General features: G+C 73.2%; 7 protein-coding genes and 3 pseudogenes. 8 read left to right on the forward strand and 2 right to left on the reverse strand.

From position 1 onward, the window contains the following. A pseudogene (locus ABZ990_RS18400) lies at positions 1-5,883 on the reverse strand (hypothetical protein); the annotation flags it as partial. Between the two features lie 489 nt (positions 5,884-6,372). On the opposite strand from ABZ990_RS18400, the gene ABZ990_RS18405 reads away from it, so the two are divergent. The 7 genes and pseudogenes from ABZ990_RS18405 (at position 6,373) to rbsD (ending at position 14,436) form a co-directional block, all read left to right on the forward strand. Beyond that, on the forward strand, positions 6,373-7,992 hold the full coding sequence (locus tag ABZ990_RS18405) for an amidase family protein (RefSeq protein ID WP_361232092.1): 1,620 nt from the start codon (positions 6,373-6,375) through the stop codon (positions 7,990-7,992). A gap of 286 nt (positions 7,993-8,278) precedes the next feature. After that, entirely contained in the window at positions 8,279-9,337 is a 1,059-nt protein-coding gene (locus ABZ990_RS18410; RefSeq protein ID WP_361232094.1) for a LacI family DNA-binding transcriptional regulator, read from the forward strand. Beyond that, on the forward strand, positions 9,334-10,872 hold the full coding sequence (locus ABZ990_RS18415; RefSeq protein WP_361232096.1) for a sugar ABC transporter ATP-binding protein: 1,539 nt from the start codon (positions 9,334-9,336) through the stop codon (positions 10,870-10,872). The genes ABZ990_RS18410 and ABZ990_RS18415 overlap by 4 nt, the downstream gene beginning before the upstream one ends. Further along, positions 10,862-11,833: pseudogene (locus tag ABZ990_RS18420) on the forward strand (ABC transporter permease); the annotation flags it as partial. The gene ABZ990_RS18415 and the pseudogene ABZ990_RS18420, both read left to right, overlap by 11 nt. A gap of 282 nt (positions 11,834-12,115) precedes the next feature. Then, positions 12,116-12,949 (forward strand): annotated as a pseudogene (locus ABZ990_RS18425) (D-ribose ABC transporter substrate-binding protein); the annotation flags it as partial. Between the two features lie 162 nt (positions 12,950-13,111). Next, positions 13,112-14,050, forward strand: coding sequence for a ribokinase (locus ABZ990_RS18430; RefSeq protein WP_361232098.1), 939 nt, complete (start codon positions 13,112-13,114; stop codon positions 14,048-14,050). After that, on the forward strand, positions 14,047-14,436 hold the full coding sequence (gene rbsD / locus ABZ990_RS18435; protein WP_361232101.1) for a D-ribose pyranase: 390 nt from the start codon (positions 14,047-14,049) through the stop codon (positions 14,434-14,436). Before ABZ990_RS18430 ends, rbsD begins: the two co-directional genes overlap by 4 nt. A gap of 142 nt (positions 14,437-14,578) precedes the next feature. Here rbsD and ABZ990_RS18440 read toward each other — a convergent pair whose 3' ends face one another. After that, positions 14,579-15,163 (reverse strand): SUKH-4 family immunity protein, encoded by a 585-nt coding sequence (locus tag ABZ990_RS18440; protein ID WP_361232103.1) that lies wholly within the window; start codon positions 15,161-15,163, stop codon positions 14,579-14,581. 241 nt (positions 15,164-15,404) lie between these two features. Here ABZ990_RS18440 and ABZ990_RS18445 point away from each other — a divergent pair, with 241 nt between their 5' ends. Next, on the forward strand, positions 15,405-23,771 hold the full coding sequence (locus ABZ990_RS18445; protein WP_361232106.1) for a type I polyketide synthase: 8,367 nt from the start codon (positions 15,405-15,407) through the stop codon (positions 23,769-23,771). Positions 23,772-23,830 lie beyond the last annotated feature (59 nt).

Consider the following 23,830-nt stretch of genomic DNA (forward strand, 5'->3'; position numbering starts at 1 on the left):
GACGACATACGTCGCCTCGCAGGTCACCGACGCCCCCGGAGCGAGCGAGGTCGCGGGGCAGAGCACCACGGGCGCGGTTCCCGTACCCGAGAATTCGTTATCGGCGACGACCAGGTTCGACAGAGCCGTCTCACCGGTGTTCGTCGCCACGTAGGTGTAGGTGACCTGGTCACCCACCGTCGCCGACTCCGGCGACACCGACTTCGTCAGGCCCAGCGAGGACGCCGGCGGCGCGTGCGTCGTGAAGACCGCGTGTGCCTCGGCCGAGGTCACCGCGGCTCCCGACGGGTTCTGGGCCGTCGCCACCGCCGTATTGGTCACCTGGCCCGCCGTCACGTCCGCCTCCGTGACGACATAGGTCGCCTCGCAGGTCACCGAGGCACCCGGCTCCAGCGTCGTCGCCGGGCAGACCACCACCGGCGCGGTGCCGGTCCCGGAGAAGGCGGTGTCCGCCACCGACAGCGCCGACAGGGCTGTCTCACCGGTGTTCGTCGCCACATACGTGTACGTGACCTGGTCACCCACCGTCGCCGTGCCCGGCGACACCGACTTCGTCAGCCCCAGCGACGAGGTGGGCGGCGCGTGCGTCGTGAAGGACGCGGTCGCGGCGGGCGACTCGACCTCGGCCCCCGTGGGGTTGTCGGCGGTCGCTCGCGCCGTGTTGGTGACCTGGCCCGCCGTCACGTCGGCCGCGCTGACGACGTAGGTCGCCTCACAGGTCACCGACGCGCCGGGCGCGAGCGAGGCCGCCGGGCAGATCACGTTCGGCAAGGTGCCGGTGCCGGTGAACTCGACATCCCTGACCAGCAGGTTCGTCAGGTCCGTCTCACCCGTGTTCGTGACCACGTAGGTGTACGTGACCTGGTCGCCGACCGTCGCGGTGGCCGGTGCCACGGTCTTCGTCAGACCGAGCGAGGAGACCGGCGGCAGATGTGTGGTCAGGGTCGCGGTCGCGGGCTCCGAGGTGACCTCCGTGCCCGTCGGGCTCTGGGCCGTGGCCGCCGCGGTGTTGGTGACCTGGCCCGCCTGCGCGTCGGCAGCGGTGACGACGTACACGGCCGTACAGGTCACCGAGGTGCCCGGCGCGAGCGGTCCGCTGGGGCAGGACACGGACGGCGGGATGCCGGTGCCGCTGAAGGCGGTGTCGGCGACCGAGACACCCGTCAGCGTCGTCTCCCCGGTGTTGGTCACCGTGTACGTGTACGTGACGTGGTCCCCGGTGGTGGCCGTGTCCGGGGACACGCTCTTCTCCAGGGCGAGCGAGGACACGGGCGGCAGATGCGTCGTGAGCGTCGCGTCCGCCGGCTCCGATTCGACGGCGGTGCCCGACGGGTTCCGCGCCGTCGCCGTCGCCGTGTTGGTCACCTGGCCGGCCTGCGCGTCGGCGTCGGTGACGGTGTACGTCGCCGTGCACGTCATGGACGCGCCCGCGTCCAGCGTGGTCGCCGGGCAGGTGACGGTGGGCGGGGTGCCGGTGCCGGAGAACGCGGTGTCGGCGACCGAGACATCCGTCAGGGTGGTCTCGCCGGTGTTCGTCACCTCGTACGCGTAGGTGACGAGGTCGTCCGTGGTGGCGGTGGACGGTGCCACCGACTTCGTCAGACCGAGCGACGAGGCCGGCGTGACGAGGAGGGCGGTCGCGGGCTCCGAGACCACCTCCGCGCCCGCCGGGTTGTGGGCGGTGGCGGTCGCCGTGTTGGTGACCTGGCCCGCCGCCACATCGGCGTCGGTGACCGTGTACGTCGCCGTACACGTCACGGACGCGCCCGGGTTCAGCGTGTTCCCGGGGCAGTCCGGCGACGGCGGGGTTCCCGTACCGGAGAACGCGGTGTCGGCGACCACCAGGTTCGACAGCGCGGTCTCCCCGGTGTTCGTCGCCACATACGTGTACGTGACCTGGTCGCCCTCGTGGGCCGTGTCCGGGGACACGCTCTTCGTCAGGGCGAGCGACGAGGGGGGCGGCTCGTGGGTCGTGAAGGACGCGCTAGCGGGACCCGACTCGATCGGGGTTCCGGTGCCGGTCAGGGCGGTGGCCGTCGCCGTGTTGGTGACCTGGCCCGCCGTCACGTCGGCCTCGGTGACCACATAGGTCGCCTCGCAGGCCACCGCCGCGCCCGGGGCGAGGTGGGTCACCGGGCAGATCACGTCCGGCGGGGTGCCGGAGCCGCTGAACTCCGTGTCCGCGACCGTCAGGTCCGACAGCTCCGTCTCGCCCGTGTTGGTCACCGTGTACGTATAGGTGACCTGGTCACCGACCGTCGCGCTGTCCGGCGACACCGACTTCGTCAGACCGAGCGAGGAGCCGTGGGTGGTGAGGGAGGCGGTCGCGGCCGCCGAGGTCACCTCCGTACCAGCCGAGTTCCGGGCGGTGGCCGTCGCCGTGTTGGTGACGTGGCCCGGCTGGGTGTCGGCGGCGGTCACGGTGTAGGTGGCCTCGCAGGTCACCGTCTGGCCCGCGTCGAGCGAGTTCAGCGGACAGTACACGGCCGGCGGGGATCCGGTGCCGGAGAACTCGGTGTCCGTCACCTCCAGGTCCGTCAGGGCCGTCTCACCCGTGTTGGTCACCGTGTACGTATAGGTGACCTGGTCACCGACCGTCGCACTGTCCGGCGACACCGACTTCGTCAGCCCGAGCGAGGACGTCGCGATCCTGACACTGGCGTGGTCCTCGTTCGAGGTGACGGTCTCCGCGGTGTCCGCCCGCGCGCCGTCGGCGGTCGCGGTGTTGGTGATCGTGCCCGCCGTCACGTCGGCCGGGGTCACGGTGTACGCCGCCGTGCACTCCATGGTGTCCCCGGGCGCGAGTGCCTCGACGGGACAGTTCACGGCGGGCGGGGTGCCGCTGCCGCTGAACGCGGTGTCCGTGACGGTGACCGAGTTCAGTGTGACGCCACCCGTGTTGCGCACCGTGTAGTGGTAGGTGACGGTGTCGCCCGCGCCGGTGACCACGTCCGGGTCCACCGTCTTCTGGACGCTGAGCGAGCCGAGGGCATGGGCGTCGACGGTGACGGTGCTGATCTCGGAGTGGGTGTGCTCGCCTCCCGGGGTGTCGGCCGAGGCGACGGCGCTGTTGGTGATGCCGCCCGCGTCGAGGTCGGTCTGCGTCACCTGGTAGGTGCCCGTGCAGTCCGCGGAGGCGCCGGGCGCCAGCGTGTTCACCGGGCAGTTGATCTGCGGGGCCGGTCCGGTGCCGGTGAAGTGGGTCTCGACGATCGTCAGGGCGTTGAGGGTGGTCTCCCCGGTGTTGGTGACGTGGAAGGAGTACGTCACCGTCTGGCCGGCGGTGTCGACCGAGGTGGGGTCCGCCGACTTCTGCAGTTCGAGCGCGGAACCGGGGGCGCCGACCAGGGTCTGGGATGCCTCGTTGGAGTCCACCGTCTCACCGCCCACGGCCGTCGCCGTCGCGTGCGCGGTGTTGGTCACGGTGCCCTGGTCGATGTCGGCCTGGGTGAGGGTGTAGGTCGCCTGGCACACGATGACCCGGTCGGGCTGCAGGAGGGTGGGCTCGGCGGGGCAGATGATCTCGGGCGGGGCGCCGTGCCCGGTGAAGGTGGTCTCGACGATGCCGAGATCGCTCACGCTGACGTTGCCGGTGTTGCGCACCAGGAAGCTGTACGTGACCTCACGGCCCACGGTGAAGCTCGCGCTGTCGTCCGGGCTCGCCTCCTTGATCAGGCTGAGCTGCGCGTTCCGGGTCGTGGTGACATGCGCCTGGACGTCCGCGCTGGTCACCTCGGTGCCGTTGCTCCAGGCGACGGCGTGCGCGGTGTTGTCGAAGCCGCCCTGGTCGATGTCGGGCTGGGTGACGGTGTAGGTGGCGGAGCAGTTCAGATGCTCGCCCGGGCCGAGGGTGCGGTCCGAGCCGCCCGGGCAGTCGAGGATGCCGAGCTGGCCGTGGCCGGTGAAGGCCGTGTCGACGATGTCCGCGTTGGTCACCGTGGTGTTGCCGGTGTTGGTCAGGGTGAACTTGTAGGTCACCTGGGTTCCGGCGCTGTCCACGGTGCTCGGGTCGGCGGCCTTGGTGAGCGTGATCGCCGGGGTGCGGGTGGCGGTGACATGGGCCGAGGACGGCTGCGAGACCGCTTCCGTACCGAGGGGGTCGAGCCCTCGCGCGGTGGCCGTGTTGTCGACGCCGCCCGCGTCGATGTCGGCCTGGGTCACCGTATAAGTGGCGGTGCAGTCGGTGGACGCGCCGGGGTCCAGTGTGGTCTGGCCGCAGGTGATCTGCGGGGGTGTGCCGGTCCCGGAGAAGCCGTGCTCGGTGATGTTCACCCCGTGCAGCTCCGTGGGGCCGCTGTTGGTGACGTGGTACGTGTACGTCACGCTCTGCCCGGCCGCCGTGACGGTGCCCGGGGCGACGGACTTCGTCATCTCGATGTCGGGCGACGGCTGCACGGTGTACACACGTGCCGAGGCTGTCGCGCTGACCGGGTGGCCCAGGTTGTCGGCGCCTTCGACCTGGGCGTTGTTCGTGATGAGCCCGCTTTCCAGGTCCGCTTGCGTCACCGTGTGGGTCAGCGTGGCGCAGGTGGCCTCCTGCCCCGGCAGCAGCCCGCCGGACGGCAGGTCGCAGGCGGTCGTTCCGGACTGCTGCGAGTCGGTCAGGTCGAGGTTCTGGATCGAGGTGTCACCGGTGTTGCGTACGGTCAGGGTGTACGTGACGACCTGGCCGGCCTCCGTCGCCACCGTCGGGCTCGCGTGTTTGACCAGTTGGAGGCTGGCCGTGCCGCGGGCTCTGTTGGTCACCGTGCAGGTGTAGGAGGCGCTCAGCCGGGACAGGGTGAGGGACCAGGAACCGCCGCCGCCGGTCAGCGGCAGTTCGGCGCCCGTCTCGTCGTTGACGCAGTGCGCGGAGGTGTCGTACAGACCGTTGCCCGGTGGCATGCCGCCGTTGGCCGGACGGTCGGTCAGCTCGTACGTCTGGGCCGAGGCGACATCCAGCGGGCCGCTCTCGGCACGGGTCTCGCTGCCGCTGGTGGTCACGGCGCCGACCTCGATGCCCTGGGCGTTGCGCAGGCTCGCCCGGAACTGGTCGACGGGCGTGTTGCGGCCGTCGATCTCCTTGACGACGTTGATGGTGCTGATCGGTGCCGCCGCGCACTGGGCTCCGTCGCCGAAGATGGTCGCCCCGGGGCTCTGCGGGAGCTGCACGGAGACGCGGGTGTTCAGCGGGACGCGGTAGATCGCGCCGGAGGTGTAGGTGTAGACGTACAGGTTGACGCCGTCGGTGAAGCTGCCCCGGGTGTCGACGCCGCCGATGCCGACGGGCATGCCGGCGACCTCGCCGAGGACGGTGAAGGCGCGGGTGACGGTGTTGAAGAACAGCAGGGTGGGGAGGCGCTGGCCCACCATGTCCGCGATGCCGTAGAGACCGGTGCCCGCGGGCCCGGTCATGTAGGTCCAGTCGCCGAGGGCGCGGTACTGGTTGCTCGGGTAGGTGACCGAGCCGGTGGCCAGGGTCTGCCCGTAGGTGGGCGACCCCGGTGCCAGGTCGATCTCGGCCCAGGCGCCGGGGAGGATGTTGCCCAGGATCCACAGGTGGCCGTTGGCGTCGAAGTCGCCGCTGCTGTAGGCGGAGCCGAGGGTGTTGCCGACCTGGGTGGTGTTGCCGGAGCTGTCGATCCGGACGAGCTGGTTGCTGGAGGCGACGCCGTAGTAGTAGCCGTCGAGGGTGTTGAATCCGACCGCGTCCACGGAGACCGGGGTGCCCGCCACGACGGTCCCGGCGCCGGTGGTGTAGTCGATCTGGGTGATGTCGTACGGCGCCGTGCTCGCCGCCCCTTCCTGGAAGAGGTAGCCGATCCGGGTCTCCGGGCCGCCGAGGCAGTCCCAGTCCTCCTGCGCCGCCGTCGGCGCCCCCGAGCCGACCAGCACCGTGGCCACGAGTCCCAGTACAGCCGCCCACAGCCGGAACCGCCGACGCCGCCCGGCCCCGCCGCCGGACGTCCCCTGACTTCGCGTCATCCGGGCTGTTCCTCTCGTGCTCTCGTGCGCTCGTGTACTGGCGCGCTGGTCTGCTCGCAGCTTGAGTACCGGCAACCGTGCACCAGCGGAGCGGAGATCCCGGCGGACACGACGGGGTGTACCGCGAACGCCCCGCCGCATTCCTTCGAACGGGCCATCGACGCCCGGCGCGCTCGTCCGCCCTCCGGCCTGCCGTCCGTTGTCGCCACGACGAGCCGGCCGCCCGGTTCGGCCGGGGCTTATCGGACGGTGCGTCAGCCGGGGCCGGGCCGCCTCCCGTACGACGTGATCCATCGTCAATCAGGCGCGGGAAAAGGCGAATTGGCCTGTGTTTCATGGCGTATCCACGACAGGGGCGGCGCGCGGGGTCCTCTTGCGCCCGGTGGCGCCCTGGAGTGGGCTGTGCCCATGAAGAAGACAAGCATCGCGGCGCTCACCGCGGTCCTCGCCGTGCTCCCGCCGGCGGCAGCGGGCGCGGGTGCGCAGCGCGCCTCGGCCGCCGAAGCCGCCACCGGCACCCCGGGCGGTCTCGCGAACCCGGCCGGGCCGGCGCGGGTGCGCGGGGTGGACCTGGACACGGTCACCATCCCCGAACTGCAACGGCACATGGAGCGCGGCTCCCTGACCTCGTCGGAGCTGACCCGGGCGTATCTCCGGCGGATCGAGGCCGTCGACCCGGCGATCGGCGCGGTGCTGCGCGTCAGTCCGACCGCTCTCAGCCAGGCGGCGGCCAGCGATGTCCGGCACCGGCTCGGCCGGGCCCGCGGCCCCCTCGACGGCATCCCGGTCCTGCTGAAGGACAACGTCGACACCTACGACATGCCGACGACGGCCGGATCGCTGGCGCTGGCCGGCACTCCGCCGAAGAAGGACGCCGAACTGGTCGGCCGACTGCGCGCGGCGGGTGCGGTGGTCCTCGGCAAGACCAATCTGTCCGAGTGGGCCAACTTCCGTGCGGAGAAGCCGACTTCCGGCTGGTCTGCGGTGGGCGGACAGACGAACAACCCGTACGTCCTGGACCGTAACCCGTGCGGCTCGTCCGCCGGTTCGGCGGCGGCGCTCGCCGCGTCGCTGGCGCAGGTGGCGATCGGTACGGAGACGGACGGGTCCATCGTGTGCCCGGCCGGGATGACCGGGGTCGTCGGGCACAAGCCGAGCCTGGGCCTGGTGAGCGGGGACGGCGTCGTCCCGATCTCCGCCGAGCAGGACACGGCCGGGCCGATGGCGCGCAACGTCGTCGACGCGGCACTCACCCTCTCGGTGCTCAGCGGCCGGGACCTCGCGGGCGGTGACGGCGGCGCGGGTCTCGTGGACGCGGCGGCGCGCCCCGGCGGTCTGCGGGGCAAGCGGATCGGTCTGTGGCGGCTGCCGTCGCTCGGCGCGGAGGTGGACGCCCTGATGACCCGGACGGCGGCGCGGCTGCGGGCCGCCGGTGCCGAGGTCGTCGAGGTGACGCCGCCGCACCAGGAGCGGCTTGCCGAGCTGGAGTTCCCGGCCCTGCTGAGCGAGTTCCACCGGGATGTCGACGCGTATCTGGCGAAGCGCGGCGGCCCCCAGGGCCGGCCGCGCGATCTCGCCGGGCTGGTCGCGTTCAACCGTACGCATCCGGCCGAGCGGACCTGTTTCGCCGGGCAGGAGCTGTTCGAGCAGGCCCTGGCCGCGCCGCCGACCACGGACCCGGGCTACCGGGCGATGCGGGCCGAGCTGAAGGATCTGTCGCGGCGGTCCATCGACGAGGCCATGGCCGCCCACCGGCTTGACGCCCTCGCGGCCCCGGCGAATCCGCCCGCCTGGACGACCGACTGCGCGCGGGGCGACAACGACGTGATCCCGTCCTCCACCCCGGCCGCCGTCGCCGGGTACCCCTCGCTGTCGGTGCCCGCCGGGTTCGTGGGCGAGCTGCCGGTGGGTCTGCTGCTGATGGCGGGCGACCACGAGGACGGCGCCCTGCTGTCGCTGGGCGCGGCGGTGGAGCGGCGGCTGGGCGCGTGGCGCGCCCCGCGCTATCTGCCCACGATCCGGCAGTGATCACCGGCACCCCTCGGCGGGGCGGGCCCCGCCGGTCCTGAGCCCCAGCCCCCTCCCTGCTTCTTCACGCCGCCCCCTCCCCGCCCCGGGAGGGGGCGGCGGCGGGCCGGCACCCCGCTGACGCTCATCTGAGCGGCGCCACTCACATCAGGTCACAATCGGATCTCGACCATCCGTTTCCCCTTGCTTCACCTCCATGTAATCGATTCCAATCCTTCATGTCGGTCGTGGAAACGATTCCACGCCCGATATGTGCGAACGGACTCACAAGGAGGTGTTTCCGGCGATGGCGAGCATCAAGGACGTCGCCGCCGCGGCGGGCGTATCCGTCGCCACGGTGTCGCGTGTCCTGAACGACCACCCGTCGGTCAGCGTCGACGCGCGCACCCGGGTGCGGGCCGCGGTCGAGACGCTGGGCTACCGGCCGAACGTCGTCGCCCGTTCCCTGCGCACCCACGAGACCCGCACGCTCGGCCTGGTGATCAGCGACGTGGTGAACCCGTACTTCGCGCACCTGGCCCGGTCGGTCGAGGAAGCGGCCCGCGAGCTGGGCTACAGCGTGATCATCGGCAACGCCGACGAGAAGCCCGACCTCCAGGACCACCACGTACGCACCCTGCTGGACCGGCGGATCGACGGCCTGCTCGTCTCCCCCACCGACGGCGGCTCCCCGCTCATGCTGAACGCCGCCGCCACCGGCACCCCCATGGTCTTCGTCGACCGCTGGATCGCCGGCGTCGACGTCCCCGTCGTACGCGCCGACGGCCGCGCCGCGGTCCGCGACCTCGTCGCCCATCTGCACGGTCTCGGCCACCGGCGCCTCGCGATCATCGCGGGCCCGGCGGCGACCACCACCGGCAGCGAGCGCGTGGAGTCCTTCCGCGCGGCGATGAGCGAGTACGGACTGCCGCTGCCCGACGCGTACATCGGACAGGGCGACTTCCAGGCCGAGAGCGGGCGCCGGGCCACCGAGCGCTTCCTCGACCTGGCCGAGCCGCCCGAGGTGGTGTTCGCCGCCGACAACCTGATGGCGCTCGGCGCGCTGGACGCCATCCGCGCGCGCGGCCTGCGGATCCCCGACGACATCGCGCTCGCCGCGTTCGACGACATCCCCTGGTTCGTGCACACCGATCCGGCGATCACCGTGATCTCCCAGCCGACCGCCGAGCTCGGGCGGGCCGCCGTCCGCGCGCTCGTCGACCGCGTCGAAGGACGGGCCGCCCGGTCCGTCACCCTCCCCGCCCGTCTCGTCGTACGCCGCTCGTGCGGCGAGTCCGGTGAGCCGTCCACCGCTGCGCAAACCCCCACCGCGCAGCCCTTCCCCCCGCAAAGGAGCATGTCGTGAGCAACCCGGACGAGTTGCTGCGCATCGAAGGAATACGCAAGACCTTTCCCGGCGTGGTGGCGCTCGACAGCGTCGACTTCGACCTGCGCCGCGGCGAGGTACACGTACTGCTCGGTGAGAACGGCGCGGGCAAGAGCACGCTCATCAAGATGCTCTCCGGCGCCTACCGCCCCGACTCCGGGCGGATCACGGTCGCAGGCGAGGAGGTGCGCATCCAGGGTGCGCAGGACTCCGAGCGCCTCGGGATCGCGACGATCTACCAGGAGTTCAACCTCGTTCCCGACCTGACCGTCGCCGAGAACATCTTCCTGGGCCGCCAGCCCCGCCGCTTCGGCTTCATCGACCGCAAGAAGATGAACACCGAGGCCGCCGAGCTGCTCGCCCGGGTCGGTGTGGACGTCGATCCGCGCACCCTCGTACGCGAACTGGGCATCGCCCGGCTCCAGATGGTCGAGATCGCCAAGGCGCTCAGCCTGGACGCCCGGGTGCTGATCATGGACGAGCCCACCGCCGTCCTGACCACCGAAGAGGTCGAGAAGCTCTTCCGGATCGTGCGCAAGCTGCGTGAGGACGGCGTCGGCATCGTCTTCATCACGCACCACCTGGAGGAGATCGCCGCCCTCGGCGACCGCGTCACCGTCCTGCGCGACGGCCGCAGCATCGACCAGGTGCCGGCGAGCACCCCCGAGGACGAGCTGGTACGGCTCATGGTCGGCCGCAGCATCGAGCAGCAGTACCCGCGTGAGCGCGGGGACGCCGGGAAGCCGCTCCTCAAGGTCGAGGGGCTCACCCGGGCCGGGACCTTCCACGACATCGGCTTCGAGGTGCGGGCGGGCGAGGTCGTCGGCCTCGCCGGGCTCGTCGGCGCCGGCCGCACCGAGGTGGTCCGCGCGCTGTTCGGCGCCGACCCGTACGACTCCGGCACCGTCGAGGTGCAGGGCCGTCCGCTGCGTCCGTACGACGTCAACGCCGCCATGGACGCCGGGATCGGCCTCGTGCCCGAGGACCGCAAGGGCCAGGGCCTGGTGCTCGACGCGACCGTGCAGGAGAACCTCGGCCTGGTCACCCTGGGCCGCGCGAGCCGCGCCGGTTTCGTCGACCGGGCCGGCCAGCGCCGGGCCGCCGACGAGATCGCGAAGCAGCTGAAGGTCCGGATGGCCGGACTGCACCAGCGCGTCGGCACCCTGTCCGGCGGCAACCAGCAGAAGGTCGTCATCGGCAAGTGGCTGCTCGCCGACACCAAGGTGCTGATCCTCGACGAGCCGACCCGAGGCATCGACGTCGGCGCCAAGGTCGAGATCTACCAGCTGATCAACGAGCTGACCGCCTCCGGTCACGCCGTTCTGATGATCTCCAGCGACCTCCCCGAGGTCCTGGGAATGAGCGACCGCGTCCTGGTCATGTCCCAGGGCCGGATCGCGGGCGAACTCGCCGCGCAGGACGCGACGCAGGACTCCGTCATGGCGCTGGCCGTCAGCGCCCCCGCTACCACGAACACCGCAGTAAAGGATGTGGAGGGCTCCCGTGGCCACTGACACGCTCAACACCAGCAAGGCCACGGGCAAGGCGACCGCCCTGCGCCGGCTGCTCCTCGACAACGGAGCCCTCACCGCCCTGATCGTCCTGGCCGTGGCCATGTCGTTCCTGTCGGGGGACTTCCTCTCCACCCAGAACCTGCTGAACGTCGGCGTCCAGGCGGCCGTCACCGCCATCCTGGCCTTCGGTGTCACCTTCGTGATCGTCTCGGCCGGCATCGACCTGTCGGTCGGTTCGGTCGCCGCGCTCTCGGCCACCGTCCTCGCCTACACGGCCACCACCATGGGCCTGCCGGTCTGGATCTCGGTCCTGCTCGCCATCGCCACCGGCATCGGCTGTGGTCTGGTCAGCGGCGCGCTGATCTCGTTCGGCAAGCTGCCCCCGTTCATCGCGACCCTCGCCATGCTGTCGATCGGCCGCGGTCTCGCCCTGGTCATCTCGCAGGGCAGCCCCATCGCCTTCCCCGACTCGGTGTCCCAGCTGGGCGCCACCCTCGGCGGCTGGCTGCCGGTGCCGGTCCTGGTGATGATCGCCATGGGCGTGATCACCGCCGTGGTGCTGAACCGTACGTACATCGGCCGCACCATGTACGCGATCGGCGGCAACGAGGAGGCCGCGCGCCTCTCCGGCATCCGCGTCAAGCGCCAGAAGCTCGTCATCTACGCCCTGGCCGGCGGTTTCGCCGCCATCGCGGGTATCGTCCTCGCCTCCCGGCTCGCCTCGGCGCAGCCGCAGGCCGCGTACGGCTACGAGCTGGACGCCATCGCCGCGGTCGTCATCGGCGGCGCCAGCCTCTCCGGCGGCGTCGGCAAGGCGTCGGGCACGCTCATCGGCGCGCTGATCCTCGCGGTGCTGCGCAACGGCCTCAACCTGCTCTCGGTCTCGGCCTTCTGGCAGCAGGTCGTCATCGGTGTCGTCATCGCGCTCGCCGTCCTCGTGGACACGCTGCGCCGCCGAGCCTGACGCCCGGCCGAGCCTGATGCCCGGCCGCGTCCGACGCCTGGCCGTGTGTGATGCCCGGCCGCGTCCGACGCCGGGGGCTGTCCGGTCCTGATCCGCCGTACAGCCCCCGCCCCCCCTTCTTCTTCCCTCGTCACGTCCCACCGCGGAAATCCCCAGCCGCACCCCACCCGCAAGGAGAGAACCATGCGCACCAAGCACCTCTCGATCGCCGTCGCCGCCGTCGCCACGCTGGCCCTGACGACCACGGCCTGCAACTCCGGCTCCGACTCCTCCGCCACGAAGGTGGGCCTGTCGGTCTCCACCCTGAACAACCCGTTCTTCGTGCAGCTGAAGGACGGCGCCGAGGCCGAGGCGAAGAAGGAGGGCGTCTCCCTCACCGTCACCGACGCCCAGAACGACGCCTCTCAGCAGGCCAACCAGATCCAGAACTTCACCAGCCAGAACGTGAAGTCGATCATCGTCAACCCGGTGGACTCCGACGCCGCGGGCCCGGCCGTCAAGGCCGCCAACAACGCGAAGATCCCGGTCGTCGCCGCGGACCGCACCGTCAACAAGGCCGAGGTCGCCACGACCGTCGCCTCCGACAACGTCGAGGGCGGCATGCTCGCCGCCAAGACGCTCGCCGAGTCCCTCGGCGGCAAGGGCACCATCCTGGTCCTCCAGGGCGTCACCGGCACCTCCGCCGCCAACGAGCGCGGCAAGGGCTTCACCGAGGGTCTGAAGGCCTACCCGGGCATCAAGGTCGTCGCCTCCCAGCCGGCCGACTTCGACCGCACCAAGGGTCTGGACGTCACCACCAACCTGCTCCAGGCCCACCCGGACGTGAACGGCATCTTCGCGCAGAACGACGAGATGGCGCTCGGCGCGATCAAGGCCCTGGGCAAGAAGGCCGGCAAGTCCGTCACGGTCGTCGGCTTCGACGGCACCCCCGACGGTCTGATCGCGATCGAGGACGGCACGCTGCTCGCCTCCATCGCGCAGCAGCCGAAGCTCCTCGGCAAGCTGGCCGTCGAGAACGCCGTCAAGGCCGCCAAGGGCGAGAAGATCGACGCCACGGTGAAGGTCCCGGTCAAGGTCGTCACCAAGGAGAACCTGGCCGAGTTCAACGGCTGATCCGACATCTGACCGGCTCGTCACGGCCGCGGGTGGACACGTCACACGCGACGCGTCCGCCCGCGGCCGTGGCACCGGTTCGACACCGCTGAGGGAATCGGCGGGGCGTGCGGGAATCGCGCGGTCCGCGGGGATCCACAGGCATCCGTAGGGAGACAGTTCATGTACGACTACGACCTCCTGGTCGTGGGGTCGGCCAACGCCGACCTGGTGATCGGGGTGGAGCGGCGGCCCGCCGCCGGGGAGACCGTGCTCGGCTCCGACCTGGTCGTCCACCCGGGCGGCAAGGGCGCGAACCAGGCCGTGGCCGCCGCGCGCCTCGGGGCCCGTACGGCGCTGCTGGCGCGGGTCGGCGACGACGCGCACGGCCGCATGCTGCTGGACACGCAGGCGAAGGCCGGTGTCGACAGCACGGGAGTCCTGGTCGGCGGTGCGCCCACCGGCGTCGCGCTGATCACCGTGGACCCCTCCGGGGACAACAGCATCGTGGTGTCGCCGGGCGCCAACGGCCGGCTGACCCCCGAGGACGTCCGGGGCGCGGCCGGTCTGCTGCGCGCCTCCCGGGTGGTCTCCACGCAGCTGGAGATCCCGCTGGAGACGGTCGCGGAGATCGTACGGAACCTGCCGGACGGCACCCGCTTCGTACTGAACCCCTCGCCGCCCGTCCCGCTGTCCGCCGAGATCCTCGCGGCCTGCGACCCGCTGATCGTCAACGAGCACGAGGCGCGGGTCCTCACCGGCGGCGAGCTGGACGGCTCGCCCGAGGACTGGGCGAAGGCCCTCCTCGCCCTCGGCCCGCGTTCGGTCGTGGTGACCCTGGGCGAGCGCGGCGCGCTCGTCGCCACCGGTGTCGTCGGCGACGGTGGCGAGGGCGGCGTCGAGGGCGGCGTCGAGACGGCCCGGGTGCCGTCGGTGAAGGTCGACGCGGTCGACACGACCGGCGCGGGCGACGCGTTCACCGCGGCGCTGGGCTGGAAGCTGGGCACGGGCTCGTCGCTCGCCGAGGCGGCGGCGTACGCGGCCCGGGTGGGCGCGGCGGCCGTGACGCGGCCCGGCGCCCAGGAGTCCTACCCGACCGCCGAGGAGGTCGCGGCGCTGTGAAGAAGACCGGAATACTCAATCGCCATCTCGCGGGCGCGCTCGCCGAGCTGGGGCACGGCGACGGCGTCCTGGTGTGCGACGCCGGGATGCCGATCCCGGCGGGCCCGCGCGTGGTGGACCTGGCGTTCCTCGCCGGAGTGCCGTCGTTCGCCGAGGTCCTCGACGGGCTGCTCGGCGAGCTGGTCGTGGAGGGCGCGACCGCCGCGGAGGAGATCCGCGAGGCGAACCCCGAGGCGTCCGCGCTTCTCGACGGCCGCTTCCCGGACCTCACTCTGGTCTCGCACGAGCGGCTGAAGGAAATGACGGCGGGCGCCCGCCTGGTGGTGCGTACGGGCGAGGCCCGGCCGTACGCGAATGTGCTGCTGCGCTGCGGCGTCTTCTTCTGATTCTGCCGGCGGTTCGCAACCCGAACTCGTCGCCGGAAAGCCCGTGGCCCGGTCCAAAGGACCAGGCCACGGGCTTTCGGCTTTCCGGGGGCTTTCCGGCGGCTTTCCGGGGGCTTCCCAGGCCGCCGGTACGAGGCCGGGATCAGGCGAAGTCCTCGAAGACCCCGTCCCAGAAGCCGGAGTCGCCCGCCGACCCGTCGCAGTCGCTCATCCGGGCCCGCAGCGCGGCGACGGCGGCCGTGCGTTCGGTGTCGTCGTCCGACTCCAGTGCGGGGCCCGCCTCGGCGACGAGGGCGAGGAGGACGGCCAGGCCGGGCAGGGAGTCGGCGGCCGGGCCCTGCCAACCCGCGTCGTGGTCCCAGCCGTTGGGGTCGTAGTGGGTGATGCCGCCGAGCGTCGCGTCGAGCATCAGATGCTGGTCGTACCAAGTGACCACGGTGAGGGCGAAGTTGACCGGCGGGGAGTCGTCGTCGGGGTATCGCTTTCCGTAGATCTCGTCGGCGTCGAGCGGGGCCAGCGCGTCCTCGTCCCGCAGGAATCTCGTGTCGATGCCCACCGCTTCGAGGTGGACCGCAGGGAAGCCGACCGTCAGGAGGAACTCCCGCGACTCGGCGTCGGTCAGTTCGGCCGGCAGGTCGGCCTCGTCCGGTCGCCAGAGCGAGCCCTCGCCCAGCCGTTCCTCCAGCCAGGCGGCGTCCGGCACCGACGGAACGTCGTTCTTCTTCACTGCGCGGTCCCCGTGTTCGAAAGTCGTGTCCGCACCGCCGGGTGTCTTCCCCCGTACGGCCGGGCGGCGCGGCCGTACGGCTCGTCACCCGGCGTGCACCCTACGGGCCCCGGGCGCGCGCCCATCGCCCGGGGCGGCGTCCGCGCGGCGCGCCCGGAGCGGCGATTCACCCTTCTCCGGCAGGAACCCGGCCCTCCGCACCCTCGTTCTGCACGGCGGGTCGTCTCTAGGAGGTCATGCGGTGGATACGTACACCGGCGTCGTCTGGCCACTGCCACGGCTGCTCGGGGAGCATGCCCGGCACCTCGGGGACAAGGTCTGCTTCGAGGACCGGCTCCGCCGGGTGACCTACCGGGAGCTGGAGCGGCGGACCGGGCGGCTGGCCGGTCATCTGGCGGACCTCGGCGTGGCGCGCGGCGACCGGGTGGCCGTGCTGCTCGGCAACCGGGTCGAGGCGGTCGAGAGCCTGCTCGCCGTCACCCGGGCGAGCGGCGTGGGCGTGCCGCTGGACCCGGGAAGCTCCGAGGAGGAACTGGCCCGGCTGCTGGACGACTGCGGGGCGCGGGTCCTCGTCACCGACGGCGCCTGCCTGGCGCGCCGGCCGTCGTTGGTGCGGCGCGGCGGGCTGACCGTGGTGGCGGCCGAGGGCGGTGCCGAGGAGGAGATCGGGGACGGATGCGGGGGCGGGGCCGGGGACGGGTCCGGGGGTGGGGCTTCCGGCGTCTCGCGTCCGGAGCCGCACCCGGGCCGGCTCCCGCAAGGTGTCCTGCGGTACGAGGAGTTGGCGGGCGCACGATCCCGGACACCGGCCCGGGACGATCTCGGCCTGGACGAAGTGGCCTGGCTGCTCTACACCTCGGGCTCCTCCGGCACCCCCAAGGGCGTGCTGTCCACCCAGCGCAACCGCCTCGCGCCGGTCGCCGCGGGCCTCGTCGGCGTCCTGGGCCTGTCCGAACGGGACCGGGTGCTCTGGCCGTTGCCCCTCCATCACGCGATGAGCCAGGTGGTGTGCTTCCTCGGGGTGATCTCGGTGGGGGCGAGCGCACGGCTCCTGCCCCGGTTCACGGTGGCGGGCGTCCTCGATGAACTGCGGGGCAAGGATGCCTCGTTCACCCTGCTCGGTGGAGTGCCGACCACGTTCGCGGCACTGCTCGACGCGGTCCGGGAGGAGGACGAGGAGCACGGCGCGGGCGGTCACGGCCGCGGTCTCGGATCTTCCGCGCTGCGCGGCTGCGTCAGTGGCGGCGCGGCGGCCGGGCCCGGCTTCCGGGAGTCGTTCGAGGCGATCTGCCGTGTGCCCTATCTGGAGCACTACGGCAGTACGGAGGCGGGCCCGGTCACCATGCCGGTCCCCGGCCGCGCGGCGAGTGCGGCGGCGGACGAGGCGGACGGCGGGTGCGGCCGGGTGATTCCCGGCACCCGGGTCCGGGTCGGCGGGGGACCCGACGGCCGGGACACCGGCGAGGGCGAGTTGTGGGTCAAGGGGCCCGGGATCATGGCGGGTTACCACGGCCGGCCCGAGGCCACGGCGGAGGTGCTGCGCGAGGGCTGGTTCCGTACCGGCGACCTGGCCAGGGTCGGGGCCGCCGGCGCGCTCTCCCTCACCGGCCGGGTGAGCGAGCTGATCATCCGGGGCGGGGTGAACGTCCATCCCGCCGAGATCGAGGCCGTGTTGCGCCGGATCCCCGGGGTGGCGGACGCCGCCGTGGCCGGTCGCCCGCATCCCGTCTTCGGCGAGGTGCCGGTCGCCTATCTGGTTCCCGGGCCCGGCGGCGGGCTGCCGGACCGGGGGCGGGTCCTCGCCGCCTGCCGTGCGGAGCTGTCCGCCGTCAAGGTGCCGGTCGAGCTGTTCGAGGTGGACGAGCTTCCCCGTACCACCTCAGGGAAGATCGTCCGGCGGGAGCTCCCCGGCCTGCCCGCCCGGCCGCTCGACGCACAAGCCGCGGGGCCGCTCGGCCCCCGGGCCGCCGGGTCGGCGACGGCGGATCTCCTGGCCTTGGTGCGGGGCGAGGTCGCCGCCGCGCTTGGCCACACGCCCGAGGCGGTGGAACCAGCCGTCGCACTACGGGACTTGGGCATGGACTCGCTGACCGCGACGGTGCTGCGCGAGCGGCTGTCGGCGGCCACCGGTCTGCCCCTCTCCGAGGCCGTGGCCTTCGACTTCCCCACGGCCACCGCGCTCACCGCCCATCTCGCCTCCCGCCTCGCCGAACGGAGCGCCACCGGACCGGCTCCCGACGGTCCCGCCGCCGCCCGGAGTGCGCTGCGGCCGGACGACGACCCCGTGGTGATCGTGGGAATGGCCTGCCGCTACCCCGGGGACGTGACCTCCCCCGAGGAGCTGTGGCGGCTGGTGGCCGACGGCCGGGACGCCATCGGCCCCTTCCCCACCGACCGGGGCTGGGACACCGAGGCGCTGTACGACCCGGACCCCACCCGGCCGGGCCGGACGTATGTACGCGAGGGCGGCTTCCTGAACGGCGCGGACCGCTTCGACCCCGGCTTCTTCGGCATCTCGCCCCGCGAGGCCCTGGCCATGGACCCGCAGCACCGGCTGCTGCTCGAAGTGGCCTGGGAGGCATTCGAGCACGCCGGTCTCGTTCCCGGCGTCCTGCGCGGCTCGGCGACCGGGGTGTACGTCGGGCTGATGTACAGCGACTACGCCGGCCGGCTGGCGACGACGCCCGAGCGGGTCGAGGGGTACCTCGGCCTCGGCAACGCCGGAAGCGTCGCCTCCGGCCGGATCGCCTACACCCTCGGCCTCGAAGGCCCGGCCCTCACCGTGGACACGGCCTGCTCCTCCTCCCTGGTGGCCCTGCATCTGGCGGCCCAGGCGCTGCGCCGGGGCGAGTGCGCGTACGCGCTGGCCGGTGGCGCCACGGTGATGTCGGGGCCCTCGTCGTTCGTGGAGTTCAGCCGCCAGGGGGCGCTGGCCCCGGACGGCCGGTGCAAGGCGTTCGGCGCGGGCGCCGACGGCACGGGGTGGGCCGAGGGCGCCGGGATGCTGCTGCTGAGCCGGCGGTCCGAGGCGCTCCGCGCGGGGCTTCCGGTGCTGGCCGTGGTGCGCGGCTCGGCGGTGAACCAGGACGGGGCGAGCAACGGGCTGACCGCACCGCACGGTCCGGCGCAGCAGCGGGTGATCCGGCAGGCCCTCGCGGACGCGGGGCTGACGCCCGGGGACATCGACGCGGTGGAGGCCCATGGCACCGGCACCCGGCTGGGCGATGTCATCGAGGCGGAGGCGTTCTTCGCGACGTACGGGCGGCAGGCTCGGCGACTCCCCCTCCGGCTGGGGTCGGTGAAGTCGAACATCGGCCACACGCAAGCCGCCGCCGGGGTGGCCGGTGTGATCAAGATGGTGCAGGCGATGCGGCACGGCACACTGCCGCGCACGCTGCACGCCGACGAGCCGACCCCCCGGGTCGACTGGTCGTCGGCGCCCCTCCGGCTGCTGACCGAGGCGGTGGAGTGGCCCGCGTCGGACCGTCCGCGCCGGGCGGGGGTGTCCTCGTTCGGTATCAGCGGCACCAACGCCCATGTGGTGCTGGAGGAGGCGCCGCGAGACGAGGACGGCAAGGCGAGGGAAAAGCGGGCGTCGCGCGGCGGACCGGACACCGCGGTGATCTGCCCGGTGTCGGCCAGGAGCGCGCCGGCGCTGCGGGAACAGGCACGGCGGCTGTACGACCGGGTGGCGGCCGACGCCGGCGCGACACCGGCGGACCTCGGGTACGCGCTCGCCACCACCCGCACGGCCTTCGAGCACCGGGCCGTGGTGGTGGCCCGCGACCGGGCCGGGCTGCTCGGCTCCCTGCGGGCCGTGGCGGAGGGCGGCACCGCCCCCGGGACGCACACGGGCACCTCACGCCGGCACGGTCCGATCGCTGTGCTGTTCACCGGCCAGGGGAGTCAACGCCTAGGCATGGGAAGCGAGTTGTACGCGTCGCGTGATCTGCATCCGGCCTTCGCCGAGGCGTGGGACTCGTGCTGTGTCCTGCTCGATCCACCGCTTCCCGTGCCGCTGCGGGATGTCGTCTTCGCCGAGCCCGGTACGGAGGAGGCGGCGCTGCTGGACTCGACCCGGTACGCGCAGCCGGCGCTCTTCGCCCTGGAGACCGCTCTGTTCCGGCAGTTCGAGGCGTGGGGGGTACGCCCCGACCTGGTGGCCGGGCACTCGGTGGGCGAGGTGACGGCGGCGCACGTCGCCGGGGTGCTGTCCCTCGCGGACGCGTGCGCGCTGATCGCGGCCCGGGGCCGGCTGATGGACGCCCTGCCCGAGGGCGGCGCGATGGTGGTGGTGGCCGCGGGCGCGGACGAGGTGGCGGACCGCCTCGTGGCAGCCGGGTACGGGCCCGGGGCCGGGCCCTTGGTGGAGATCGCCGCGGTCAACGGGCCCGCAGCGGTGACTCTTTCCGGTGACGAGGCCGCGGTACGGGAGGTCGCCGCGTTCTTCCGGGAGCGGGGACGCGCGGTGACGCCGCTCCGGGTAAGCCACGCCTTTCACTCCGCCCGGATGGAGCCGATGCTCGCGGACTTCGCGGACGTACTGCGTGATCTGACCTTCGCCGCGCCCCGGTTGCCGCTGGTGACGGCGGTGAAGGGCGGCCGGGCGGCCACCGAGGAGGAGCTGCGCCGCCCCGAGTTCTGGGTGGACCATGTCCGCCACCCGGTCCGGTTCGCCGATTCGATCGCGCGGCTGGCCGAACAAGGTGCCACGCATTACGTCGAGTTGGGGCCCGAGGGAGCGCTCACCGGTCCGGTGCGCGACTGCCTCGCCGCGTCCGGCGTGTCCCCGGTGCCGCTCGTCCTGCCGACCTTGCGCCGGTCTCGACCGGAGCCGGAGGCCCTGCTCGACACGCTGGCCGCGCTGCACGCCCACGGGACACCCGTCGACTGGCGGGCCGTGTTCGCCGGACGGGGCGGGCGGCGCGTCCCCCTGCCCACGTACGCCTTCCAGCGCCGCCGGTACTGGCTGGACCCCGACCCGGCGCCCGCCCCGGCCTCCGGTCCGGAGTCGTCGGCTGGAGCCGGGGCCGGGGCCGGCGGGACCGGCCGTCCGCCGCATCCGTTCCTCCGGTCGGCCATCCGCACCGCCGACGACGACGGGCTGTTGCTGAGCGGGGTGCTCTCGGTGTGCGACCAGCCGTGGCTCGCCGACCACGAGGTGGCCGGGGAGATCTTGCTGCCGGGCGCGGCCTTCGTCGACATGGCCCTGTACGCCGGCGCCTCGGTGGGCGCGGACGCGCTGGACGAACTGGTCCTGACCGCCCCGCTGGTCCTGCCCGTGGACGAGGCCGTCGCCGTGCAGGTGAAGGTGACCGGCCCGGACGACGCGGGCCGGCGGACCGTGCTCTTCCACTCCCGGCCGGACGCCTCGGCGGCCGACGGGCCCTGGGTTCGCCATGCCACCGGCACGCTGTCGCCGGCGCGAGAGGCCGCCGTGGCCGAGGAGACGACCGACGGCGGATCCTGGCCGCCCGAGGGGGCGGTCGCGCTGTTCGCCGGCGGGGAGGGGGCCGGAGCGGGACCGTACGAGCGGCTGGCCGAAGGCGGCCTGCGGTACGGACCCGCTTTCCGGGGACTGCGGGCCGTCTGGCGGCACGGGGCGGAGCTGTACGCCGAGGTCGCCCTGCCCGAGGAAGCGCTCCGGGATCCCCTCTCCGGTGCGGAGGGCCCGCGGTTCGTCCTGCATCCGGCGTTGCTCGACGCGGCGTTGCACGCCCTGGCCCTGGACCAGGTGACCGGCTCCGCTCCCGAAGCGACGGAGCCGGAGGCCGACGGGCTGCCCCTGCCGTTCGCGTTCAGCGGGGTACGCGTCCACGCGCGCGGCGTCCGGCACGTACGCGTACGGGTGTCGCCCGGGACCGACGGGCAGGCCGGAGTGGAGCTGACCGACGGGACGGGAGCGCCGATGGTCACGATCCGCTCGCTGGCGCTCCGGCCCCTGCCGCGCGACGGCTCGACGGCTGCGGGCGCCGCCGCCCCCGCCGCGCTCCATCGGTACGCGTGGAACCCGCGCCCGGCGCCGTCCGAATCGCCCGGGGCGATGCCGCGCTGGGGGGTGCTGGACGCGGTGGGCAGCGGTCCGGTGGGCGTGCTCGCGCCGCCGGGATCGGGTGTTCCGGTGTACGGCGACCCGTCGGAGTGCGAGGGATCGACGGCCTTCGTGGTGGCGGTGTGCCCGCCGTCCGGTGCCTCCGACGGCGACGAGCCCGGCGACCAGGCCGCCGAACTGCTACGGACGACCGAGTGGGCGCTGACTCTCGTGCAAGAGTGGCTGAAGCGGACGGAGTCGGCGGACTCCCGGCTCGTTCTCGTCACTTCCGGCGCCGTCCCCACCGGCCGGGCCGACGAGGTCGCGGCATCGATGTCCTCGCACGCGTCGGTGTGGGGGCTGGTCCGCTCGGCCCTGCGGGAGAACCCGGGCCGCTTCGCACTGATCGACGTGGACGGGGCCCCGGCATCCTGGCGTGCACTGCCCGCGCTCGCGGCCGCCCCGGTGCCGGAATCGGCGCTACGCGAAGGAACGGTGTACGTACCGGAGTTGGCGCCGCTGCCCATCGCTCCGGAGGCCCGCACCCGCCGAACGCTCGACCCGGACGGCACCGTTCTGGTCACCGGCGGCACCGGTTCCCTGGGCGCGCTGGTGGCGCGGCATCTGGTCGCCGTCCACGGGGTCCGGCATCTGCTGCTCGTCGGGCGGCGCGGGGCCGATGCCCCGGGAGCACGGGAGCTTGCCGCCGAACTGCGGGCGGGGGGCGCCCAGGTGACCGTGCGCGCCTGCGACGTCGCGGACCGGACCGCGCTCGCCGCGCTGCTCGACGCGGTGCCGGCAGCTCACCCGCTGACCGGGGTCGTCCACACCGCGGGGGTCCTGGACGACGGTGTCGTCCCGGCGCTCACCGGCGAGCGGCTGAGGCGGGTGCTGCGCCCCAAGGCGGACGCCGCTCTCGCGCTCCACGAACTGACCCGCGATCTGCGAGAGTTGCGACTCTTCGTGCTGTTCTCCTCGATCGCGGGCACCTTCGGCTCCGCCGGCCAGGCCAACTATGCCGCCGCCAACTGCGCGTTGGACGCACTCGCCCACCACCGGCGGCGGCTGGGCCTGCCGGGGACGTCGATCGTCTGGGGTCCCTGGCGCCAGGACGACGGCATGATGGCGCACTTGAGCGACGCGGATCTACGCCGGATGGCCCGCTCCGGGTTCGCCCCGCTCGGGCCGGAAGAGGGCCTGGCCCTCTTCGACGCGGCGGTGGCCGGTGACGAACCCGTGGTGGTGGCGGCCCGGCTCACCCCGTCCACGCCCCGGCCCGCCGCCCCTTCGGGAAGCGGAGGCGGCGGCGGACGCGAGGACGGCGGGAGTCCTCGCCGGGCGCTCGCGGCGGTGTCTCCCGGTGAGCGGCCCGGGGTGCTGCTCGCGACGATCCGGACCCTGGCCGCCCGCGCCCTGGGCCACGGGGAGGAAGCGGACGAGATCGAGGCGGACACCCTGCTCGCGGACCTGGGGCTCGACTCCCTGGCGGCGGTCGAACTGCGCAACGCGCTCGCCTCGGCCACGGGGCTGCCCCTGCCGTCCACCCTTCTATTCGACTTCCCGACCCCGCGCGCCCTCGCCGCGGAGCTGGATCAGCGGTACGCCGACACGGCTGACGAGGGCGATGGGAACGCGCCGGGGGCGGACCAACCGGAAGCAGCCCGCCGGAAGCCGGCTCTCCCGGCAGGTCCGGCAGGTCCGGCGGGTCCGGCGGTGGGCGCCGCGCCACGAGTCCCCGACGCCACGTCCGACTCCCTCGGCGCGCTCTTCCGTACCGCGTGCGCCCAGGGGCGGAGCTGGGACGGCATGGCTCTCCTCACCATGGCGGCGCGCCTGCGCCCGGTCTTCGACGGCTCCGGGGCGGCCGGCGCGGCACACCCGCCCGTACCCCTCGCGTCGGGCGGCGCGGGCGCCCGGCTGCTCTGCTGCCCCGCGCTCAGCGCGCTCTCCGGACCGCAGGAGTACGCGCGCCTCGGCGCCGGGCTGCGGGGCCTGCGGCCCGTAGCCGCGCTGCGACACCCGGGATTCGAGCCCGGGGAGACCCTGCCCGCCACTCTGGACGCGCTCGTCACCGCGCACGCCGCCGCCGTCCGCGCGGCCTCGCCCGACGGTCCCCCGGTCCTGCTGGGCAGGTCGGCGGGCGGCTGGGTGGCCCATGCCGTGGCGGAGCGGCTGGAAGCGGAGGGGTTCGCTCCGGCGGCCGTCGTCCTGGTGGACACCTATCCCCCGGGTCACGACGACCGGGACCGGGCGCTCTCCGCGATGACGACGGACATGCTGCGCCGGGCGGCGGAGTTCGCCTCCGCCGAACCGGACCGGCTCACCGCCATGGCCGGCTATTTCGAGCTCTTCGACGCCTGGCGGCCCGCGCCGCTCGCCTGCCCGACCCTGTACGTACGCGCCCGGGATCCGCTGCCCGGCACCGTACCCGCCCCGGAGTGGAGCCTCCCCCACACCGCGCTCACCGTGCCCGGGGACCACTTCACCCTGCTGGAGGAGCACGCCCGTACCACCGCGCTCGCCGTCCACCGATGGCTTGGTGAGCGGGGCGCGGCGCACGGGACGGCCATGCCGTGAGCCCCCGGTCCCGTGCGGCCTGATCACAGACCGCACGGGGCCGGAGCATCCGGGACGGA

The sequence above is a fragment of the Streptomyces sp. NPDC046203 genome (assembly GCF_040646255.1).
Classification (GTDB): domain Bacteria; phylum Actinomycetota; class Actinomycetes; order Streptomycetales; family Streptomycetaceae; genus Streptomyces.